Genomic DNA, 20,312 nt, shown 5'->3' with positions numbered 1-20,312 from the left:
GTGGTAATTATTCACTATTGGCGGGAATTAACGGCCAGCGATTGGCGGGACGAAGACGACGCCCATATCCCACGGCTGTTCAATCCAGGTATCCTGCGGGATATCAACCACATAATCATCAACCAGCGGACGGCCAGCCGGCTTGGCGAAAATGGTGACAAAGTGCGCTTTAGGATACATTTCGCGAATAGCGACGGCGGTGCCGCCGGTATCGACCAGGTCATCAATAACGATGAAACCTTCGCCATCGCCTTCAGCGCGCTTCAGTACTTTCAGCTCGCGCTGGTTGTCGTGATCGTAGCTAGAGATACATACGGTATCAACATGACGAATACCCAGTTCACGCGCCAGTAAAGCTCCCGGTACCAGACCGCCACGGCTAACGGCAATGATGCCTTTCCATTGTTCAACCGGCAGCAGACGGCTTGCCAGTTTGCGGGCGTGAATCTGCAACATGTCCCAGGTGACAACGTATTTTTCGCTCATGTGAATTGTCCCAGCCTGTGTATAACGGCTTAAATATTGTTCGAGGGGGAAAATGGTTGCGCGAGATTATAGAGACCTGACGCACTAAAAACCAGTATTAAGCGCCTCCGGCAACGCTTTTTGCGTGCTTTACACTAGCAGAGCGCGCGGAAAGTGGTATTCTCAACCACATCGCGCAAGCCCGAGCTTGTAGTGAATCTTATTGCTAACCCTCGACCTGTAAACGACTTTTGCAGGTGACTGTAAGGAGACTCATCGTGTCTGAATTGTCTCAATTATCCCCGCAACCGCTTTGGGATATTTTTGCCAAAATTTGCTCCATCCCGCACCCGTCCTATCACGAAGAACAGCTCGCCGAGCACATCATGGGTTGGGCAAAAGAAAAAGGCTTACACGCGGAACGCGACCAGGTTGGCAACATTCTGATTCGTAAAGGCGCGACCGCCGGTATGGAAAACCGCAAGCCGGTGGTTCTGCAGGCGCACCTCGATATGGTGCCGCAGAAAAATAACGATACCGTCCACGATTTCACCAAAGACCCGATCCAGCCGTACATCGACGGCGAGTGGGTCAAAGCGCGCGGCACCACCCTGGGCGCGGATAACGGCATCGGTATGGCCTCCGCGCTGGCGGTGCTGGCCGACGATAGCGTTGCCCACGGCCCGCTGGAAGTGCTGCTGACCATGACCGAAGAAGCCGGCATGGATGGCGCGTTCGGTCTGCAGGCCAACTGGCTGCAGGCGGATATCCTGATCAATACCGATTCGGAAGAAGAAGGCGAAATCTACATGGGTTGCGCCGGCGGTATCGATTTCACCTCTAACCTGGCGCTGACTCGCGAAGCGATTCCTGCCGGTTTCCAGAGCTTTAAACTGACCCTGAAAGGCTTAAAAGGCGGCCACTCCGGCGGTGAAATCCACGTCGGCCTGGGCAACGCTAACAAGCTGCTGGCGCGCTTCCTGGCGGGCCATGCCGATGAACTGGATCTGCGTCTGGTCGATTTCAACGGCGGTACGCTGCGTAACGCTATCCCGCGTGAAGCCTTCGCGACCGTCGCCGTCGCCGCGGACAAAGCGGATGCGCTGAAAGCGCTGGTGAATACTTACCAGGATATCCTGAAAAACGAACTGGCGGCCAAAGAGAAGAATCTGGTCGTCCTGCTGGAAGCGGTCGCGAACGATAAAGCGGCGCTGACTCAAGCTTCCCGCGACGGTTTCGTGCGCCTGCTGAACGCGACGCCGAACGGCGTGATCCGCAACTCCGACGTCGCCAAAGGCGTGGTTGAAACTTCGCTGAACGTCGGCGTCGTCACCATGACCGACGACAACGTGCAGATCCACTGCCTGATTCGCTCGCTGATCGATAGCGGTAAAGACTATGTTGTCAGCATGCTGGATTCACTGGGCAAACTGGCCGGGGCGAAAACCGAAGCCAAAGGCGCTTACCCAGGCTGGCAGCCGGATGCCAACTCTCCGGTTATGCACCTGGTGCGCGAGACCTATCAGCGTCTGTTCAACAAGACGCCGAACATCCAGATTATCCACGCTGGTCTGGAATGCGGTCTGTTCAAAAAACCGTATCCGGATATGGACATGGTCTCCATCGGCCCAACCATTACCGGCCCGCACTCCCCGGATGAGCAGGTTCATATCGAGAGCGTCGGCCAGTACTGGACGCTGCTGACCGAACTGCTGAAAGCGATTCCGGCGAAGTAAGCCATGCACCGGCGGCGTGATGCCGCCGGTTGTTCCTCCGGGCCCCGGTTATGACCTGTATTGTCTGGTGGTGGCTAACGCCTTATCCGGCCTACCGTTAATTTGTTCACCACGCAGCCTCAAAATCCCCGGTGGCGCTACCGCTTACCGGGGCTACAGTAATGTGCAGTTTGGTAGCCCGGACAAGGCGCAATGCGCCGCCTCCGGGAAAATCCCTGCCGGCGACTGGACCACAACAGACTCTCAGCGTTATGAGATAAAAGCTTTTCTCAAGCTAAAACAGCCGCAAACCGATAACAGTATCTATTCAGCCTTCCCCGAACCGCGTTTTTCCATTCGATAGTTGGTGAACCACTCTCGACGCGATTCAACTCGCTGCTCAGCGACGACACGAAATCCCTGACGAAGAAAACTGGATCGTGCCGTTATGCTCGCATCGACCGACAGTACCTTTCCCGGATGGCTGGCGCAGACCGCGCCGATGAGCGCATGACCGATTCCACGACGGGCATAATCCGGCGAGACGAATAAAAGGTCGATATAATCATTAACGGCGGTGATAAATCCAACCGGCTGATTATCAATAACCGCCACCAGCACTTGCGAATCGGCAAGTTTCTGCCGCCAGCGGGATTCATCAACCTGCGCCCAGGCGGCAATTTGCGCGGGAGAATAATCCCGGCTGGCGGTCTCTCTCACCGCGCGCAAAAAAATGGCGCACAGCGCCGGAAAATCATCTTCTGAATACGCCCTGATCGTTAACATCGTTATAGTCCAAGCACCAGTTGTCGTTCGAGCTGTGGGTCGAGCAGCGTCACGTGTAACCCCACTAGCCGCACGCCGCGGCTGCCCCGACGTTCGAGCCAGGCGTTGCGCGCGGTCGCGATTAAATCCTCTTTGTTTAACCGCGGCCAGACGTGCTCCTGAGTAGTGAGCTGAAAATCGTTAAACTTCAGTTTAATGCCCTGACGCGCGATCAGCAGATCCGGTTTTACCTTCGCCAGACGACGTTCCAGCTCGGGATAGAGATTTTCGATAATAGCTTCGCAGTCTGACCACTCGTGAATATCTTCCGCCAGAGTGCGCTCGACGCCGACCGATTTGCGCTGACGATCGTTATGGATTTCGCGCTCGTCAATGCCGTGGCTGCGCTCCCACAGGATACGGCCAAACTTACCAAAGCGTTTAAGCAGCATCGCCAGATCGCTGTTCTGCACGTCGCCACAGGTACGCAGCCCCATATTTTCCAGCTTCGCCGCCGACACCTTCCCGACGCCGGGGATTTTCGCCAGCGGCAGAGACCGCACAAATTCCGCCACCTGGTGCGGGGCAATGACGAACTGGCCATTCGGCTTGTTCATATCTGAGGCAATTTTCGCGAGGAATTTTACCGGCGCCACGCCAGCCGAAGCGGTGAGATTCAGTTCACGCTCGATGGTCTGGCGGATCTCCTGGGCCATCAGCGTGGCGGAGCCGTGGCAGTGTACGCTGTCGCTCACGTCAAGGTAGGCTTCATCCAGCGACAGCGGCTCGATTAACGAGGTATAGCGGGAGAAAATTTCGCGGATGTGGTTCGAGGCTTCTTTGTAGGCATCAAAGCGCCCCGGCAGCAGCGTGAGGTGCGGACACAGTTTAAGCGCCGTCGCCGTCGGCATCGCGCTGCGCACGCCAAACTTACGCGCAGGATAGTTCGCGGTACTAATCACGCCACGCTGTACCCGACTGCCGCCAATGGCAATGGGGATATCGCGCAACGCCGGGTTGTCACGCATTTCCACCGCTGCGAAGAAGCAGTCCATATCGACATGGATAATTTTACGCATCGCCTTGCCCAACACTGTATACCCATACAGCATAGCAAAACTACGCGCAAATTTTATCTTTTTTTAATTCAACCGCCAAAAAAGCTGTTACAACATAAAAGTGAAACAAATCACCTTTATTTTCATACATTTAAATAATGAATCAGGAAGATACAATCATGAAGAAAATACTCACGGTACTCTGCCTGCTGGCGACCGGCAGCGCTTTTGCCAACCCGCAGTTGATTGCCCACCGCGGCGGTACCGGCGATGCGCCGGAAAATACCCTACCGGCCATCAAACTGGCGCTGGAAAACCACGCGCAGGCCATCTGGGTCACGGTACAGCTAAGCCGCGACGGCGTACCGGTGCTCTATCGCTCAAGCGATCTCTCCGCCCTGACCAACGCCGAGGGCAAGGTCTCAAGCTTAACCGCCGCCGAGCTGGCGAAAGTCGATGCTGGCTGGAAATGGGGCGATGACAGCCATCCGTGGCGCGGCAAGCAGGCCACGATCCCGACCTTACAAAGCGTGCTGCAGCAGTGGCCGCAGACCTTCTTCTACATCGATATAAAATCACCGGATGCCGATCCAACGGTGATGGGCGAACGCCTGCTGGAGGTGTTAAAAAACACCCATAGCCTCGAGCGGGTGCGCGTTTATTCCACCGAAGACCGCTATATCGCCGCTCTGCCGCAACCAATCCCACGCTTTGTTAGCCGCAGCGAAACCCGAACCAGGCTTGCAAACGTTTCGCTCAGCCACCAGTGTCAGAAAGACAGCCAGCGCGATGGCGATAAGTGGTACGGGCTGGAACTGAAGCGCAAGGTGGAGGTAGTCGAGAAGTTTACCCTTGGTGAAGGCGTTTCTCCGGCGACGCTCACCTGGGATAAAGAGGCGATGGATTGCTTCCGCTCGCAGGGCCAGGCCCACATCATTTTCTTCGGTATCAATAGCGCGGAAGATTATCGTACGGCGAAAGAACTGGGCGCCGACGGCGTGATGGTGGACTCTCCGGCGCAGGCGAAAAACTGGCAGTAAGATAAAAAAGGCCGCGAAAGCGGCCTGAAAACGCAAGCGTAGCGCCGTCGGCGCATTAGAGAATGCGCTGCTGCTGGCGCTGCGCCTCGCGGGCGAGACGTTTCTTACGCGCGTCGCACGGTTCCGGACAGTCGCAGACTTTCTCCAGCCCCAGCGAGGAGATCCCGCCGCAGCTGCCTTGAATACTCTTACGCTTCACCAGGTAGCCCAGGGACATGCCAAGGATCACCAGCGCAAAAATCACAAAGGTCGCGACAAATACCGTCCACATCATCAGCCTCCAAAGTCGTCGAGCATGATGTTCTCATCTTCGACGCCCAGGTCTTTGAGCATTTTAATCACCGCGGCGTTCATCACCGGCGGCCCGCACATATAGAACTCGCAATCTTCCGGCGCCGGATGGTCGCGCAGATAGTTTTCATACAGAACATTATGGATAAAGCCCGTATGCCCGGTCCAGTTATCTTCCGGCAGCGGATCGGAGAGCGCGACGTGGAAGGTAAAATTGGGGTTTTCGCGCGCCAGCTGTTCAAACTCATCGTCATAGAACATTTCGCGCAGCGAACGCGCGCCGTACCAGAAGCTGATTTTACGCGTGCTGTGCAGGCGCTTAAGCTGGTCAAAGATGTGCGAACGCATCGGCGCCATGCCCGCGCCGCCGCCGATAAACACCATCTCGGCGTCGGTCTCTTTGGCAAAGAACTCGCCAAACGGCCCGGAAATCGTCACCTTATCGCCAGGCTTCAGCGACCAGATATAGGACGACATTATCCCCGGCGGCGCATCCGGAACCTTCGGCGGCGGCGTGGCGATACGCACGTTGAGCATAATGATGCCCTCCTCTTCCGGATAGTTAGCCATCGAGTAGGCGCGCAGGGTCGGCTCTTTCACCTCAGAGACATAGCGGAACAGGTTGAACTTGTCCCAGTCTGAGCGATATTCATCGGGAATATCAAAGTCGGCATAGGCCACTTTATGCGACGGGCATTCGATCTGAATATAACCGCCGGCGCGGAACGGCACCGCTTCACCATCCGGCACCCGTAATTTGAGCTCTTTAATGAAGGTCGCTTTGTTATCATTAGAGACAACTTCGCACTCCCATTTTTTCACGCCGAAAATCTCTTCCGGCAGCTCAATTTTCATATTCTGCTTCACCGCCACCTGGCAGGCCAGGCGGCACCCTTCTTTGGCTTCGCGTTTGGTGATATGCGAAAGCTCGGTCGGCAAAATATCGCCGCCGCCTTCTTTGATGGTCACCCGGCACTGGCCGCAGGAGCCGCCGCCGCCGCAGGCGGAAGAGACGAAGATACCGTTGCTGGAGAGCGTGTTCAGCAGTTTGTCGCCCGCCGGCGTGCGGATCTGTTTATCCGCTTCGTTATTGATTTCAATAACCACGTCGCCCGCGTTCACCAGCTTCGAGCGCGCCACCAGGATGAGCCCCGACAGGACCAGCACGATCAGCGTGAACATCACCACGCCAAGAATAATTTCCATACTTTTCCGCCCTTATAGCTGCACACCGGAGAATGACATAAAGCCCAGCGCCATCAGTCCGGTGGTGATAAAGGTGATCCCTAACCCGCGCAGACCGGCGGGCACGTTGGCGTACTTCATTTTTTCGCGGATCCCCGCCATCGCGACAATCGCCAGCATCCAGCCGATGCCGGAACCAAAGCCGTAAACAATCGATTCCGGGAAGTTGTAATCGCGCTGCACCATAAACGACACGCCGCCGAAAATGGCGCAGTTAACGGCGATAAGCGGCAGGAAGATCCCTAACGCGTTATAGAGTGCCGGGAAGTACTTATCGAGGATCATCTCAAGTATTTGCACCAGCGCCGCAATTACCCCGATAAAGGTGATGAAGTTAAGGAAGCTGAGGTCTACGCCTTCCATCAATGCGCCGTCGCGCAGCACCAGGTTATAGACCAGGTTGTTGATCGGTACAGCAAGACCCAGCACCACCGTGACCGCAACGCCGAGGCCAAAAGCGGTGGAGACCTTTTTCGACACCGCGAGGAAGGTACACATCCCGAGGAAGAAGGCCAGCGCCATGTTCTCAACGAACACCGCGCGGACAAACAGGCTAATGTAATGAGCCATAATCGGTTACTCCTTTTCCTGCTGTTCAGGCTTCCAGCTACGCAGGGCCCAAATCAGCAAACCGATAATGAAGAACGCACTCGGCGCCAGCAGGAACAGGCCGTTCGGCTGATACCAGCCGCCGTTCTGCACCGTTTCCAGTACGGTGATACCGAACAGCTTGCCGCTGCCGATAAGCTCGCGCAGGAAGCCGACGATAATCAGGATCGCGCCGTAACCGAGACCGTTACCGATACCATCCATAAAGCTGGCCAGCGGCGGCGATTTCATGGCATAAGCTTCGGCACGCCCCATCACGATACAGTTCGTGATGATAAGCCCGACGAATACCGACAGCTGCTTAGAGGTCTCATAGGCGAAAGCCCGCAGCAGCTGATCCACCACGATTACCAACGAGGCGATGATCGCCATCTGCACGATGATACGTACGCTATTGGGAATATGGTGGCGAATCATAGAGATAAACATGCTGGAAAACGCCGTCACCAGCGTCACCGCAATGGTCATCACGAAGGCGGTTTCCAGTTTGGTAGTCACCGCCAGCGCGGAGCAGACGCCGAGCACCTGCAGGGCGATGGGGTTATTGGCGATAAGCGGCCCCACCAGCACGCGCTTCACCTCTTTCATATCGCTCTGTTCAGCCATTATTCAGCTCTCCCTCACGAACCTTTTTCAGGAACGGACCAAAGCCCAGTTCGCCCATCCAGAAATCAAAGCTATGCTGCACGCCGTTTGACGTCAGCGTGGCGCCGGATAAACCGTCAACCGCGTGGAGATCGCCTGCGCGCGCGCCACCTTTTACCACCTTCAGCGACGGCATGCCGTTGTCATCCAGCACCTGTTTACCGACAAACTGCTGACGCCAGTTCGGGTTTTCCACCTCGCCGCCCAGCCCCGGCGTTTCGCCCTGGTCGTAGTAAGTAATGCCTTTCACCGTACGCCCATCAACGTCCAGCGCCACGAAGGCGTACATCATGGACCACAGACCGTTGCCATAGATAGGCAGCACAACTTCCTGAATCTGCTGCTGCGCGTCGCGCACCAGGTAAATCTCCGCCAGGTTGCTGCGGCGTTTAATCCCGGCCGGATCCTGGCTGGCGTCGAGCGCGATGCTCTGCTGCGGATCTTTCAGCGCCTGGGCCTGATTAAATTTGCCCGGGTCTTTATCCAGCAGTTCGCCGGTCGCCAGATTGACCAGCCGAGGGGTAATGCGCGCGGCGAAGGTTTCCGCCACCGCGTCAGCATCCATCCCCTGCTGCATCAGGCCGGCGACGGCTAGGATATTGCGCTGTTTATCCAGCGCGCGTTGTTCCTGCTGACGCGACTTGAGGCCCACGGCGGAACCGGCGACCACAATGGAGCACACCAGACAAAGCACCAGCACCACCAGCAGCGTTTTGCCGATGCTATCGTTACTTTTCTTCTCAGCCACGCGACTTCCTCCGCTTGATATTGGCCTGCACCACCAGGTAATCGAACAGCGGCGCAAACAGGTTGGCGAACAGAATCGCCAGCATCATCCCTTCCGGATAGGCCGGGTTGACGACGCGAATCAGCACGCACATCACGCCAATCAGCAGGCCATAGCTCCATTTACCTTTATCGGTAAAGGAAGCCGAGACCGGGTCAGTCGCCATAAACATCATGCCAAAGGCGAACCCGCCGAGCACCAGATGCCAGTACCACGGCATCGAGAACATTGGGTTGGTATCGGAACCAATGAAATTAAACAGCGTGGCGGTGGCGATCATACCGACCATCACCCCGGCGACGATGCGCCAGGAAGCGATACGGGCAAAGATAATGAACGCACCGCCGATGAGGATCATCAGCGTCGACACTTCGCCAATCGAGCCGGGAATATTGCCGAGGAAGGCGTCCATCCAACTCACCGGGATGCCGGTGGCGACGTTAACCAGCGCTTCACCACCGCCGCTGGCCCACTGGGAGAGCGGCGTCGCGCCGGAGAAACCGTCTGCCGCCGTCCATACCAGGTCGCCGGAAATCTGCGCCGGGTAGGCGAAGAACAGGAACGCGCGCCCCGCCAGCGCCGGGTTGAGGAAATTGCGCCCGGTGCCGCCGAAAATCTCTTTGGCAATCACCACGCCAAAGGAGATCCCCAGCGCCGCCTGCCATAGCGGCATCGTTGGCGGCACAATCAGCGCGAAGAGAATCGAGGTAACGAAAAAGCCTTCGTTGATCTCATGTTTGCGCACAATCGCGAAAAGTACTTCCCAAAAACCGCCGACGATGAATACGGTGAGGTAGATAGGCAGGAAAAACACCGCCCCCAGCGTCATCATGCTAAGCCACCCGGCATCGGCGCTGAAGCTCACCCCTAACCACTGGGCAACGCTATAGTGCCAGTTGTTGGCAATGACCTGCTGCAGCTGTTCGGCGCCGTATAGCTTGTGCAGCGCCGGAATTGTCTGCAAGCCGACGTTGTACATGCCCCAGAACATCGCCGGGAACACTGCAAACCAGACGAGGATCATCATCCGCTTGAGGTCAATGGCGTCACGTACGTGCGCGGCGCCGCGGGTGACTAAACCCGGGGTGTAGAAGATCGTCGCCGCCGCTTCATACAGCGGGTAATATTTTGCTAACTTGCCGCCGTGCGTGAAATGCGGCTCAAGTTTCTCAATCAGGTGCTTTAAGCCCATCTCTTATCCTTCCTGCTCAATCTGGGTTAACACGCTGCGCAGCGCCGGGCCGTATTCATATTTGCCCGGACAAACGTAGGTGCAGAGCGCCAGATCTTCTTCATCCAGCTCCAGACAGCCCAGCGCCTGGGCGCTATCGCTATCGCCGGCAAGCAGATCGCGCAGCAATATGGTCGGCAGAATATCCAGCGGCATTACCCGCTCATAGTTGCCGATCGGCACCATCGCCCGCTCGCCGCCGTTAGTATCAGTGGAAAAATTAAAGCGCTTGCGCTTAAAGAAATGACCAAGGGTGGTGCGGGTAATCGAGAACTTCTCTTTGCCCGGCATCACCCAGCCAAACAGCTCTTTTTCACGGCCTTCTCGTACCACGCTGACCTGCAAATGGTAGCGCCCGAGGAAGGCGTGAGGGCCGCAGGCGTGGGTGCCGCTCAAGACAGAACCGGAAATTACCCGGTTTTCATCATCCACCAGCTCGCCCGCCAGCAGTTCATCGAGGCTGGCGCCGAGACAGGTTTGCAGCAATCGCGGCTGTTTTACCTGCGGGCCGCCAAGGGCAATGACGCGTTCGCTGTACAGCTCGCCGTCGAGGAACAGTTTGCCAATGGCGATGACCTCCTGATAGTTGAGATGCCAGACCTGTTTGGTCAGGCTGACCGGCTCAAGGAAGTGAATGTGCGTACCGGCAAGCCCTGCCGGATGCGGGCCGCTAAACTGGTTGAATGTCACCTGCCCGGCGGGATGGCCGCCCAGCTTGCCGCCGCTGGCCTGACAGACGTGGACTTTACCGTCCGTCAGGCGCGTCAGCACCGTCAGACCGGCGTCAAAGGCTTCACGCTGGGCCAGGATAATCGGCTGCGGTTCAGCCGCCAGCGGGTTGGTATCGATAGCGGTGACGAAGATAGCCGCCGGAACGCTGCCCGGCGCGGGAATTTTACTGAAAGGACGGGTACGAAACGCCGTCCACTGCCCGGAGTCCAGCAACTGTTGCCGCACCGCTTCCCGTGGCAAATCGTTAAGATCGTCTAATGCATAGCGGGGAAACGACACCGCCTCATTGCTGCCGTCGACATCAATCACCACCGATTGCAGCACCCGGCGCTCGCCGCGATGAATGGCGCTAACTACCCCGCTGGCTGGCGCGGTAAAACGCACCCCGGCGTTCTTTTTATCTTCGAACAGCACCTGGCCTTTTTGCACCCGATCGCCTTCGCTCACCGCCATCGAGGGGCGCATGCCGACGTACTCCTCGCCGAGCAGCGCGACGCGTTTCACCGCAGGCCGGGACGAGATCTGCTGTAATGGCATGCCAGCTATGGGCAAATCCAGCCCTTTCGTGATTTTAATCATATCGTTAGCAGGTATCCGTAACCTAAACCCCAGCTCAAGCCGAGGCCAGCATTATTGATGGAATATCAGAATAAGAAAGGGATAGCGGTGCCACGGGGGCACAAGACGGGAGAGAAGCATCCTTTCTTACCCTGGTCATAAACGGCGGGAGTGTAACATTTTGTGAGTGTCAGAAGTAGGAAAAGAGCCAATAAGTGCTTCTAAAATGCGAGCTATTGCGCAAAGTTCTCACTGCGCTTTGCGGCAATATTCGCTATAAAGGAACATTAAATTGTAAACGCAGCCACACCGTGCTTGCGAAAAACTGCCGTGATGCTAATGTGAGCGCTCTAAATCCAGAAAACTCTGATTTCGGGTATCTCTTGCCGTCCTGGCATGTGGTTTTTTGTTTTATCAAGGAACAAGCAGTATGCGCAAAATCGCATTCTTTATTGCGATGCTTCTGTTGCCGTGCGTGTCATTTGCTGGGTTACTCAGCAGTAACAGCCCGACAACGCCGGTTAGCAAAGAATATAAACAGCAGTTAATGGGCTCCCCCGTTTATATTGAGATCTTCAAAGAAGAGCGGATGCTCGATCTCTACGTCAAAATGGGCGAAACCTACCAGCTTCTCGATAGCTACCGGATCTGTAACTACTCCGGCGGCCTCGGGCCGAAGCAACGCCAGGGCGATTTCAAAAGTCCGGAAGGATTTTATAACGTCTCGCGCAGTCAGCTAAAACCAGACAGCCGCTTTTATAAAGCGATCAATATCGGCTTCCCGAATGCCTACGATCGCGCGCACGGCTATGAAGGTAAATACCTGATGATCCACGGCGCCTGCGTTTCCGTCGGCTGCTACGCGATGACCGATACCGGCATAGACGAGATCTTCCAGTTTGTCACCGGCGCGCTGGTATTTGGCCAGCCAAGCGTGCAGGTCAGCATCTATCCGTTCCGGATGACCGACGCCAACATGGCGCGACATAAGTTCTCGTACTATGCGGATTTCTGGAAGCAGCTGAAGCCAGGCTATGACTACTTCCAGCAGACCCACAAACCGCCGGTGGTTTCGGTGATGGATGGCCGCTATATCGTCAGCAAGCCGCTCAGCCACGAGGTTATCCAGCCGCAGCTGGCCTCAAACTATACGCTCCCCGAGGCAAAATAACGCCCACTCGCCTGGCATGATTTTATTCCAGGCCTCATTGCCGGTCAGCGGCTGAGTGGCGATAACGGAGACCACATCGTTTGGTGTGGTCTCACGTTGAAAATCAATTTCCACATCCTGATCCAGCAGCTTCGCCACGCCAAACGGCGCCCGACGGGTGATCCAGTACAGGTTGGTTGAACAGTACGCCATTACATAGCGTCCGTCCGATAACAGCATATTAAACACGCCCTTCTCGCGCATTTCGCCCGCCAGCGTCGCGATGTACTTAAACACGCCGACCATATTGCCAGGCGTGCGCGGATAGCGCTCGGTTAAACGGTGCAGCAGCCAGCAGAAAGCCGTTTCGCTGTCGGTCTCGCCCACCGGGCGGAAATTTCCGGTCTTCAGCGATTTATAACCCTTGAGCTGGCCGTTATGGGCGTAGGTCCAGTGACGGCCCCACAGTTCGCGGGTGAACGGATGGGTGTTCTCCAGCGCCACCTCGCCACGGTTGGCCTGACGGATATGGGCAATGACGGAACAGGATTTGATGGGATAATCCTGTACCAGTTTGGCTATCGGCGACTGAAAGCTCGGCTGCGGATCTTTAAATGTGCGACACCCTTTCCCTTCGTAAAAGGTAATACCCCAGCCGTCTTTATGCGGCCCGGTGCCGCCCCCGCGCTGAACCAGCCCGGAGAAGCTAAAACAGATATCGGTCGGCACATTGGCGCTCATCCCGAGCAATTCGCACATAGATCACCTCATACAACTTACTGAAACATAAAAGGCGTTATTGGTGCAGTCAGTTTGGACACGGCCAGCGCGCAAAAACCGGAGCGTACTTCATGTACGTGAGGATGATTCGCTACGCTCCCCCTTCGGGCCGCCCTGAAGGGCGTTCAAAACTCGGTGAGTTTTGTCTGAGCACTGGCCGGGTTCAAAATGGCTAACAAAATAGCCTTTTAAGCTTTAACCATCTCTTTTTCGATCAACATAATCAGAATATGAATCACCTTAATGTGAATCTCCTGAATGCGATCGGCGTAACCGAAATGCGGTACACGGATTTCCACATCGGCGGAACCCGCCATTTTGCCGCCGTCTTTACCGGTCAGGGTGATCACTTTCATTCCCTGCGCGCGAGCGGCTTCAATCGCTTTGATCACGTTGCCGGAGTTGCCGGAGGTGGAAATCCCCAGCAGAACATCGCCTGCGCGGCCAACCGATTCAACGTAGCGGGAGAAGACATATTCATAGCCAAAATCATTACTCACGCAGGACAGATGGCTGACGTCAGAAATAGCGATCGCCGGATAACCAGGGCGGTTCTCGCGATAACGCCCGGTCAGCTCTTCCGCAAAATGCATCGCATCGCAATGAGAACCGCCGTTGCCGCAGGAAAGCACTTTACCGCCAGCCTTGAAGCTATCCGCCAGCAGTACCGCCGCGCGCTGGATAGCGTGAATGTTGGCCTCGTCCTGCAGAAAGTTGGCCAGCGTTTCCGCGGCTTCGTTCAGTTCGTTACGAATAAGATCCTGGTACATGAGGATAATCCTTCAGTATTGGTTGGAATAACCCTGGCAGTGTACCGGATAGCCGCCGAAGCGAGAAGCAGCAGGCGACGTTATCCCCCGTCCTTTTGATTTTACGTGCCGCTTTTCCAGCCAACAATGTGAGCAAGGTTGTAATTATTTTGTAAACACATTGCTAAAACAAATTACATCCACTACAACCAATACATCACAAGTGGTCAGACCTCCTACAAGATAAGGGAGCATTTCTCTATGATGATTTTGAGTATTGTTGCAACCGTAGTGTTACTCGGCGTGCTCTTCTATCACCGAGTCAGCCTGCTTCTCAGCAGCGTGATTTTGCTCGCCTGGACCGCGGCGCTCAGCGTGGCGGGGCTGTGGAATATCTGGCTGCTGCTGCCGCTGGCGATTATTCTGCTGCCGTTCAACTTTGCGCCGATGCGTAAATCGCTTTTCTCCGCCCCGGCGTTTCGCTCCTTCCGTAAAGTAATGCCGCCGATGTCGCGTACGGAGAAAGAAGCCATCGATGCCGGCACCACCTGGTGGGAAGGCGATCTGTTCCGCGGTAACCCGGACTGGCACAAGCTGCATAACTACCCGCAGCCGCGCCTCACCGCCGAAGAGCAGGCTTTCATCGACGGCCCGGTAGAAGAAGCCTGCCGCATGGCGAACGACTTCGAAATTACCCATGAAATGGCGGATCTGCCGCCGGAGCTGTGGGCGTACCTGAAAGAGCACCGCTTCTTTGCGATGATCATTAAGAAAGAGTACGGCGGCCTGGAGTTTTCCGCCTATGCCCAGTCTCGCGTACTGCAAAAACTGTCCGGCGTTTCCGGGATCCTGGCGATCACCGTCGGCGTGCCTAACTCCTTAGGGCCGGGCGAACTGCTGCAACATTACGGTACCGAAGAGCAGAAAAATCACTACCTGCCGCGCCTGGCGCGTGGTCAGGAGATCCCATGCTTCGCGTTAACCAGCCCGGAAGCGGGCTCCGACGCCGGCGCGATCCCGGATACCGGCGTAGTCTGTATGGGCGACTGGCAGGGTCAGCAGGTGCTGGGAATGCGCCTGACCTGGAACAAGCGCTACATCACTCTCGCGCCAATCGCCACCGTACTGGGCCTGGCTTTCAAACTCTCTGATCCGGACCGTCTGCTGGGCGGCGAGGAAGAGCTCGGTATCACCTGCGCGCTGATCCCCACCTCAACGCCGGGCGTGGAAATTGGCCGTCGTCACTTCCCGCTGAACGTACCGTTCCAGAACGGCCCCACTCGCGGTAAAGATATTTTCGTACCGATCGATTACATCATCGGCGGCCCAAGCATGGCCGGCCAGGGCTGGCGTATGCTGGTTGAGTGCCTGTCCGTGGGTCGCGGCATTACTCTGCCGTCCAACGCCACCGGCGGCCTGAAATCCGTCGCTATGGCGACCGGCGCCTACGCCCACATTCGCCGTCAGTTCAAAATTTCGATTGGTAAAATGGAAGGTATCGAAGAGCCGCTGGCGCGTATCGCAGGCAACGCCTACGTAATGGACGCCGCCGCTTCGCTGATTACCTACGGTATTATGCTTGGCGAGAAGCCGGCGGTGCTGTCGGCAATCGTTAAATATCATTGTACCCACCGCGGCCAGCGTTCAATTATTGACGCCATGGATATTACCGGCGGTAAAGGCATCATGCTGGGCGAAGGCAACTTCCTTGCCCGCGCTTATCAGGGCGCGCCGATCGCCATTACCGTTGAAGGGGCGAATATCCTCACCCGCAGCATGATGATCTTTGGTCAGGGGGCGATTCGCTGCCATCCGTATGTCCTGGATGAAATGGCCGCCGCGCAGAACAATGACGTTAACGCCTTCGACAAGCTGCTGTTTAAACATATCGGCCACGTTGGTAGCAACAAAGTACGCAGCTTCTGGCTGGGCCTGACTCGCGGCCGCACCAGCAGCGCGCCGACCCGTGACACCACGCGCCGCTACTATCAGCACATGAACCGCCTGAGCGCCAACCTGGCCCTGCTGTCGGATGTATCAATGGCGGTACTGGGCGGCAGCCTGAAGCGTCGCGAACGTATCTCCGCGCGTCTCGGCGACGTGCTGAGCCAGCTTTACCTGGCATCGGCGGTGCTGAAACGTTATGACGATGAAGGCCGTAATGAAGCGGATCTGCCGCTGGTCCATTGGGGCGTGCAGGATGCGCTGTATCAGGCGGAGCAGGCTATCGATGACCTGCTGAAGAACTTCCCGAACCGCTTTGTCGCCGGCGCGCTGCGTCTCGCCATCTTCCCGACCGGCCGTCACTACGATGCGCCGTCCGATAAGCTGGATCATAAAGTGGCGAAAATCCTGCAGGTTCCGAGCGCGACCCGCTCTCGTATCGGTCGCGGTCAGTACCTGACGCCAAGCGAACATAACCCGGTTGGCCTGCTGGAAGAGGCGCTGCTGGATGTGATGGCGGCGGATCCAATCCACCAGCGCATCTGCAAAGAGCTGGGTAAAAATCTGCCGTTCACCCGCCTGGATGAGCTGGCCACTAATGCGCTGGCGAAAGGGTTAATTAATCAGGAAGAAGCCGCAATCCTGACCCGTGCGGAAACCAGCCGTCTGCGCAGTATTAACGTTGATGATTTCGCGGCGGATGAACTGGCGACCAAACCGGTAAAGCTGCCGGAAAAAATCCGCAAGATTGAAGCGGCATAATAAAAGCAATACTGCACATCACGACAAAGGCGGGGAATTTCCCCGCCTTTTCTTTTGCCGTTACTCGCCGTAGATAGCATTTTTTTAACAAAATATTCCATGCCGCCTCCGGCTGCTGATATGGTATTAAAATTAGCTTAATGCCCTCTTCATAATGGAGTTCACCACTGTGCCTGGCTTGAAAATTACGCTGTTGCAGCAACCGCTGGTGTGGATGGATGGTCCCGCCAACCTGCGCCATTTCGATCGTCAACTGGAAGAAGTGAGCGGGCGCGACATTATTGTGCTGCCTGAGATGTTTACTACCGGATTTGCCATGGAAGCGGCGAAACAATCGATGCCGCAGGGAGAGGTCGTTGAGTGGATGCTGGCGAAAGCGGAGCAGACCAACGCGCTGATTGCCGGTAGCGCGGCCTTGCAGACCGAACGTGGCCCGGTGAACCGTTTTCTGCTGGTAGAGCCCGGCGGTAAAACGCACTTTTACGATAAGCGTCACCTGTTCCGCATGGCGGATGAGCACCACCATTATGAGGCAGGTACTGAACGAGTGGTCTTTGAATGGCGCGGCTGGCGGATTCTGCCGCTGGTGTGCTATGACCTGCGCTTCCCCGTCTGGTCGCGTAACCACAACGATTACGACCTGGCGCTGTATGTTGCTAACTGGCCTGCCCCGCGTTCGCTGCACTGGCAATCGCTGCTGGTCGCCAGAGCCATTGAAAACCAGGCCTACGTCGCCGGCTGCAACCGCGTCGGCACTGATGGAAACGGCCATCACTATCGGGGCGATAGCCGTATCATCAGCCCGCAGGGAGAGATTATTGCTACCGCCGAACCGCATCAGGCGACGCGGCTCGATGCCGATCTGTCGTTGGCCGCGCTGCAGGAGTATCGCGAGAAATTTCCGGCCTGGCAGGATGCCGATCCTTTCACGATCGGCTAAACACTTTTCGGGAGCCGCTGCGCTCCCTTTTTATTCCACCACGATCCGCAAAGCGCAGTAGACTAATAACGCTGCCAGCCCCCAGTTCAGTTGGCGCCCGTACAGCAAAAACAGGCGCTGAAACAGATGCCCCGCCAGCGCCCAGCACAGGTTTCCCAGCGCGCCAATCGCCGCCAGCAGCAGACTCACGCTGATAAGCCAAACCGGCTCGCGGGTAACGGGCAGGACAAAGGTAGAGAGCGCGGTGATGCCATAGAGGATAATTTTTACGTTGACGAACTGCAGCCCCAGGCTCGCCCAGAACCCCACCGGCTCTGTACTCAGCGCGCCTGCCCCCGGTTTGCTTTTGGCTATCTGCCAGGCCAGCCACAGGATATACGCCGCGCCAATCCATCCCAATATCCGGGTAAATCGCGAGTCGAGTTCCACCAGCGAAAAGGTTAACGCCGCGCAAATCAGCATGGTGATAATAAAACCGACGCTCATCCCCGCCAGCACCCGCAGGCTGCGGCGTAAGCCATGGGAGGTGACGCTGCTGAGGGCAAGAATATTATTAGGGCCGGGAGTCAGCGCGGTTATCAGGGTATAAGTCAAAAAAGCACTAATCAAAGCTGGGGTCACTTGTCTTCTCCTTCGTTTTGGCAGACAGTACCCGATGCCATTCATTTAAAAAAATGAATGTTTTTTGATTCTGAATTCGATGTTTTCGATAGTTGGTGGCGATATGGATCTGCGGCGTTTTATTACTCTCAAAACGGTAGTGGAAGAAGGCTCGTTTTTACGCGCGGCGCAAAAGCTATGCTGTACGCAATCCACGGTGACCTTTCATATTCAACAGCTTGAGCAAGAGCTTGCCGTTCAGCTGTTTGAAAAAATTGGCCGCCGCATGTGCCTGACCGAATCCGGTAAAAAGGTGCTGCCGCACGTCCATGAACTGGCGAGGGTGATGGAAACTATTCGTGAGGTGGCTTGTGAAGATGGAGAACCGGCTGGCGAGCTGCGCGTTGCCTGTGGGGAAACCCTGCTGGCCTATAAAATGCCGCAGGTGCTACAGCGCTTTAAACAACGGGCCCCGCAGGTACGCTTATCGCTGCAGTCGCTCAACTGTTATGTCATCCGCGACGCACTACTCAACGATAGCGCCGATTTGGGCGTGTTTTATCGGGTTGGCAACGATGACGCGTTAACCATGAAAAGCTTTGGCCAGCAGTCGCTGACGCTGGTCGCCTCGCCGCAGCATCCGGCGGTCGATTTTACCCACTGCGGGCAACATATTCCGCTGAGCTTTGTTATCAATGAGCCACAGTGCGTATTTCGGCAAATTTTTGAAAGCACGCTGCGCCAGCGCGCTATTACCCTGGAAAATACCATTGAGCTCTGGAGTATCGAAAGTATTAAGCAGTGCGTGGCGAGCAATCTTGGCGTCAGCTATCTGCCACGTTTCACCGTTGAGGAAGAGCTTAAGCGCGGTACGCTGGTTGAACTCCCGTTCAGCGATATTCCACTCACTATTAACGCGATATGCGCCCATCACGCCGGTAAAGTGGTCAGCCCGGCAATGCGGGTATTTATGCAGTGTGTTGAGGAGGTATTATCAAGCGGAACAACAGGCCACAGCGATAGAGCAGTAACTGACGGGTGTATAAAGTAAAATGCTGGCACGATGACCGGGATTTTCTGAAAGTAATATCATGAGTAAAAAAGATATCAGCAAGTTAGCTGCAAGTCAGACCACTGCTGACGCTGTTCTGCGTACTGTCGTAGTGGTCGCTGTCCTGCAGCGCTATCCTATGCCTGAACTGCACCTGGATAGAAGGGTACCGGCTGATAGCTGAAAAATCGGAAATCTAAAAAAGCGCGTGGAAGTTAAACAGATGTGCTTACAATCCCACCACCGACTTTCAGCGGATCGCCATCTGCACCTTCAATCCCGACTCTCAGCATCGGGTTTATGTCAAAGATCTTATCCTTGCTCAGCGAGTTATTCTCAACAACAACTTTGTCCGTTGCGAAGTCAGCTATCTCAACGCAACTTTCACTTTACTATCAGCACCTTACTAACAATTCCCTTGATGTTTTTACCGTACCGGACGCAACACCACGATACGCGGTTTTGCTCCCCGTTTTCCATTTTCCCCGAGCTGTTAAAGGGCATGTACCCGCATAACCACTTGTTATCCCATCAGCCCTGGCCTGCGCCTGAACGGCAACTGGCTGGAAGAGGCGGGATTCAGCACCGACACGCCGATCATAGTCAGCGTGGAACAGGGACGGCTGGTGATCGAGCCGGTCAGGGGCTGACGGTTAAAGAGAAGCTCCCAGCTCGGAGGCCGGGATCTTTTACAGTTAATAAAAATCGGGATCAATCAGACCTTCAGCTTTCACGATTTCAAGGAAGCGTTTATAGGCCGTTTCATCCAGTTCAAGAAGATCGTCCAGCAACTCTTCTTTTATCAAAGCCCAATGATGAATGCTTTCTTTGAAATATATTGAATTAAAATTTATTTCAGGGTTGATTATTGTCACCTGAGTGGCTCTATATGACATCAGCCCGCCATATCCTTTTGGAAGCCCATAAAAATATGTCTCATCACCAAACCAGTAAACGCTAAAAACATCAACAACCCTACCTAAGGGATCTCTATGATCTCTTATCTTCATTTTTTTACCCCATCAGTTATTGAAGGACCTGGCTGCAGTGGATTCCGCTGTGGAGTAACAATTTTCATATCGTATGCTTTACCAGTATTAAAATTGTACTGATAATGTACTGATATAGATGTTCCATCAGGCAGATAATGCGTCGCCTCCATTTTCTGGAATCCAGCAGAAGTAGGAAATCTAGG

The 20,312-nt window shown here is 55.6% G+C and carries 21 protein-coding genes; 7 read left to right on the top strand and 14 right to left on the bottom strand.

All coding sequences use genetic code 11. The features are described from left to right. Positions 1 to 27: 27 nt before the first annotated feature. Entirely contained in the window at positions 28 to 486 is a 459-nt protein-coding gene (gene gpt, locus PGR09_RS00185; RefSeq protein WP_002889733.1) for a xanthine phosphoribosyltransferase, read from the bottom strand. Between the two features lie 257 nt (positions 487 to 743). Here gpt and pepD point away from each other — a divergent pair, with 257 nt between their 5' ends. Continuing rightward, entirely contained in the window at positions 744 to 2,201 is a 1,458-nt protein-coding gene (gene pepD / locus PGR09_RS00180) for a cytosol nonspecific dipeptidase (RefSeq protein ID WP_015368040.1), read from the top strand. 303 nt (positions 2,202 to 2,504) lie between these two features. Here the strand turns inward: pepD and PGR09_RS00175 are convergent, their stop codons facing one another. Beyond that, on the bottom strand, positions 2,505 to 2,966 hold the full coding sequence (locus PGR09_RS00175) for a GNAT family N-acetyltransferase (protein ID WP_320482340.1): 462 nt from the start codon (positions 2,964 to 2,966) through the stop codon (positions 2,505 to 2,507). Positions 2,967 to 2,968: 2 nt separating this feature from the next. Continuing rightward, positions 2,969 to 4,024 (bottom strand): DNA polymerase IV, encoded by a 1,056-nt coding sequence (dinB, locus tag PGR09_RS00170; protein ID WP_015704475.1) that lies wholly within the window; start codon positions 4,022 to 4,024, stop codon positions 2,969 to 2,971. A gap of 158 nt (positions 4,025 to 4,182) precedes the next feature. On the opposite strand from dinB, the gene PGR09_RS00165 reads away from it, so the two are divergent. Continuing rightward, positions 4,183 to 5,043, top strand: a complete 861-nt coding sequence (locus tag PGR09_RS00165) for a glycerophosphodiester phosphodiesterase family protein (protein WP_063414188.1) — start codon at positions 4,183 to 4,185, stop codon at positions 5,041 to 5,043. 55 nt (positions 5,044 to 5,098) lie between these two features. Here PGR09_RS00165 and nqrM read toward each other — a convergent pair whose 3' ends face one another. From nqrM to PGR09_RS00130, 7 genes are read right to left on the bottom strand one after another with little or no spacing between them, the layout of a single operon-like run. Further along, the gene (gene nqrM, locus PGR09_RS00160; RefSeq protein ID WP_015368113.1) at positions 5,099 to 5,314 is read right to left on the bottom strand and encodes a (Na+)-NQR maturation NqrM; all 216 of its coding nucleotides are present in this window, start codon (positions 5,312 to 5,314) and stop codon (positions 5,099 to 5,101) included. Positions 5,315 to 5,316: 2 nt separating this feature from the next. After that, positions 5,317 to 6,540 carry an NADH:ubiquinone reductase (Na(+)-transporting) subunit F gene (gene nqrF / locus PGR09_RS00155; protein ID WP_316423072.1) on the bottom strand — a complete coding sequence of 408 codons (1,224 nt, stop codon included), beginning with the start codon at positions 6,538 to 6,540 and terminating at the stop codon, positions 5,317 to 5,319. Between the two features lie 12 nt (positions 6,541 to 6,552). Further along, complete coding sequence (nqrE, locus tag PGR09_RS00150; RefSeq protein WP_015368115.1) at positions 6,553 to 7,149, bottom strand: NADH:ubiquinone reductase (Na(+)-transporting) subunit E; 597 nt, start codon at positions 7,147 to 7,149, stop codon at positions 6,553 to 6,555. 6 nt (positions 7,150 to 7,155) lie between these two features. Next, positions 7,156 to 7,794 (bottom strand): NADH:ubiquinone reductase (Na(+)-transporting) subunit D, encoded by a 639-nt coding sequence (locus PGR09_RS00145; protein ID WP_002889716.1) that lies wholly within the window; start codon positions 7,792 to 7,794, stop codon positions 7,156 to 7,158. Further along, the gene (locus tag PGR09_RS00140) at positions 7,787 to 8,581 is read right to left on the bottom strand and encodes a Na(+)-translocating NADH-quinone reductase subunit C (protein WP_015704472.1); all 795 of its coding nucleotides are present in this window, start codon (positions 8,579 to 8,581) and stop codon (positions 7,787 to 7,789) included. The genes PGR09_RS00145 and PGR09_RS00140 overlap by 8 nt, the downstream gene beginning before the upstream one ends. After that, positions 8,574 to 9,812, bottom strand: coding sequence for an NADH:ubiquinone reductase (Na(+)-transporting) subunit B (locus PGR09_RS00135; protein WP_015704471.1), 1,239 nt, complete (start codon positions 9,810 to 9,812; stop codon positions 8,574 to 8,576). Before PGR09_RS00135 ends, PGR09_RS00140 begins: the two co-directional genes overlap by 8 nt. A gap of 3 nt (positions 9,813 to 9,815) precedes the next feature. Continuing rightward, positions 9,816 to 11,162: a Na(+)-translocating NADH-quinone reductase subunit A gene (locus tag PGR09_RS00130; protein ID WP_063414190.1), complete on the bottom strand. Its 1,347-nt coding sequence runs from the start codon at positions 11,160 to 11,162 to the stop codon at positions 9,816 to 9,818. Between the two features lie 409 nt (positions 11,163 to 11,571). Here PGR09_RS00130 and dpaA point away from each other — a divergent pair, with 409 nt between their 5' ends. After that, complete coding sequence (dpaA, locus tag PGR09_RS00125) at positions 11,572 to 12,312, top strand: peptidoglycan meso-diaminopimelic acid protein amidase (protein WP_015704469.1); 741 nt, start codon at positions 11,572 to 11,574, stop codon at positions 12,310 to 12,312. Here the strand turns inward: dpaA and PGR09_RS00120 are convergent. Both PGR09_RS00120 and lpcA read right to left on the bottom strand, forming a co-directional pair. Continuing rightward, positions 12,283 to 13,050 (bottom strand): class II glutamine amidotransferase, encoded by a 768-nt coding sequence (locus tag PGR09_RS00120; protein WP_015368120.1) that lies wholly within the window; start codon positions 13,048 to 13,050, stop codon positions 12,283 to 12,285. The genes dpaA and PGR09_RS00120 overlap by 30 nt on opposite strands. Before the next feature lie 209 nt (positions 13,051 to 13,259). Further along, a complete protein-coding gene (lpcA, locus tag PGR09_RS00115; protein WP_004099149.1) occupies positions 13,260 to 13,841 on the bottom strand; it encodes a D-sedoheptulose 7-phosphate isomerase in 582 nt (193 codons plus the stop codon). A gap of 240 nt (positions 13,842 to 14,081) precedes the next feature. On the opposite strand from lpcA, the gene fadE reads away from it, so the two are divergent. Next, the gene (gene fadE, locus PGR09_RS00110) at positions 14,082 to 16,526 is read left to right on the top strand and encodes an acyl-CoA dehydrogenase FadE (RefSeq protein ID WP_430915708.1); all 2,445 of its coding nucleotides are present in this window, start codon (positions 14,082 to 14,084) and stop codon (positions 16,524 to 16,526) included. A gap of 169 nt (positions 16,527 to 16,695) precedes the next feature. Beyond that, entirely contained in the window at positions 16,696 to 17,466 is a 771-nt protein-coding gene (locus PGR09_RS00105; protein ID WP_045391172.1) for an amidohydrolase, read from the top strand. A gap of 30 nt (positions 17,467 to 17,496) precedes the next feature. On the opposite strand, the gene eamB is transcribed toward PGR09_RS00105, so the two are convergent. After that, positions 17,497 to 18,087, bottom strand: a complete 591-nt coding sequence (eamB, locus tag PGR09_RS00100) for a cysteine/O-acetylserine transporter (protein WP_045391154.1) — start codon at positions 18,085 to 18,087, stop codon at positions 17,497 to 17,499. Positions 18,088 to 18,190: 103 nt separating this feature from the next. Here eamB and PGR09_RS00095 point away from each other — a divergent pair, with 103 nt between their 5' ends. After that, the gene (locus PGR09_RS00095) at positions 18,191 to 19,117 is read left to right on the top strand and encodes a LysR family transcriptional regulator (protein ID WP_430915834.1); all 927 of its coding nucleotides are present in this window, start codon (positions 18,191 to 18,193) and stop codon (positions 19,115 to 19,117) included. Between the two features lie 512 nt (positions 19,118 to 19,629). Beyond that, positions 19,630 to 19,767, top strand: coding sequence for a SymE family type I addiction module toxin (locus PGR09_RS00090; RefSeq protein ID WP_315712713.1), 138 nt, complete (start codon positions 19,630 to 19,632; stop codon positions 19,765 to 19,767). A 45-nt stretch (positions 19,768 to 19,812) separates the two neighbouring features. On the opposite strand, the gene PGR09_RS00085 is transcribed toward PGR09_RS00090, so the two are convergent. Continuing rightward, on the bottom strand, positions 19,813 to 20,127 hold the full coding sequence (locus tag PGR09_RS00085; RefSeq protein ID WP_289578239.1) for a hypothetical protein: 315 nt from the start codon (positions 20,125 to 20,127) through the stop codon (positions 19,813 to 19,815). Positions 20,128 to 20,312 lie beyond the last annotated feature (185 nt).

Source organism: Klebsiella sp. 141251, assembly GCF_050600725.1.
In the GTDB taxonomy this organism is placed as follows: domain Bacteria; phylum Pseudomonadota; class Gammaproteobacteria; order Enterobacterales; family Enterobacteriaceae; genus Klebsiella; species Klebsiella aerogenes.
Note: the sequence above shows the minus strand (reverse complement) of the source record. Positions and strands in the feature narration are given on the sequence as shown.

Excerpts from the sequence above, each read along its gene's own strand:
- fadE (WP_430915708.1), top strand. The coding sequence starts at position 14,082 with ATGATGATTTTGAGTATTGTTGCAACCGTAGTGTTACTCGGCGTGCTC.
- dinB (WP_015704475.1), bottom strand. The coding sequence starts at position 4,024 with ATGCGTAAAATTATCCATGTCGATATGGACTGCTTCTTCGCAGCGGTG.
- PGR09_RS00120 (WP_015368120.1), bottom strand. The coding sequence starts at position 13,050 with ATGTGCGAATTGCTCGGGATGAGCGCCAATGTGCCGACCGATATCTGT.
- lpcA (WP_004099149.1), bottom strand. The coding sequence starts at position 13,841 with ATGTACCAGGATCTTATTCGTAACGAACTGAACGAAGCCGCGGAAACG.
- PGR09_RS00095 (WP_430915834.1), top strand. The coding sequence starts at position 18,191 with ATGGATCTGCGGCGTTTTATTACTCTCAAAACGGTAGTGGAAGAAGGC.
- gpt (WP_002889733.1), bottom strand. The coding sequence starts at position 486 with ATGAGCGAAAAATACGTTGTCACCTGGGACATGTTGCAGATTCACGCC.
- PGR09_RS00175 (WP_320482340.1), bottom strand. The coding sequence starts at position 2,966 with ATGTTAACGATCAGGGCGTATTCAGAAGATGATTTTCCGGCGCTGTGC.
- nqrM (WP_015368113.1), bottom strand. The coding sequence starts at position 5,314 with ATGTGGACGGTATTTGTCGCGACCTTTGTGATTTTTGCGCTGGTGATC.
- dpaA (WP_015704469.1), top strand. The coding sequence starts at position 11,572 with ATGCGCAAAATCGCATTCTTTATTGCGATGCTTCTGTTGCCGTGCGTG.
- PGR09_RS00130 (WP_063414190.1), bottom strand. The coding sequence starts at position 11,162 with ATGATTAAAATCACGAAAGGGCTGGATTTGCCCATAGCTGGCATGCCA.
- nqrE (WP_015368115.1), bottom strand. The coding sequence starts at position 7,149 with ATGGCTCATTACATTAGCCTGTTTGTCCGCGCGGTGTTCGTTGAGAAC.
- PGR09_RS00165 (WP_063414188.1), top strand. The coding sequence starts at position 4,183 with ATGAAGAAAATACTCACGGTACTCTGCCTGCTGGCGACCGGCAGCGCT.
- nqrF (WP_316423072.1), bottom strand. The coding sequence starts at position 6,540 with ATGGAAATTATTCTTGGCGTGGTGATGTTCACGCTGATCGTGCTGGTC.
- PGR09_RS00085 (WP_289578239.1), bottom strand. The coding sequence starts at position 20,127 with ATGAAGATAAGAGATCATAGAGATCCCTTAGGTAGGGTTGTTGATGTT.
- PGR09_RS00145 (WP_002889716.1), bottom strand. The coding sequence starts at position 7,794 with ATGGCTGAACAGAGCGATATGAAAGAGGTGAAGCGCGTGCTGGTGGGG.
- PGR09_RS00135 (WP_015704471.1), bottom strand. The coding sequence starts at position 9,812 with ATGGGCTTAAAGCACCTGATTGAGAAACTTGAGCCGCATTTCACGCAC.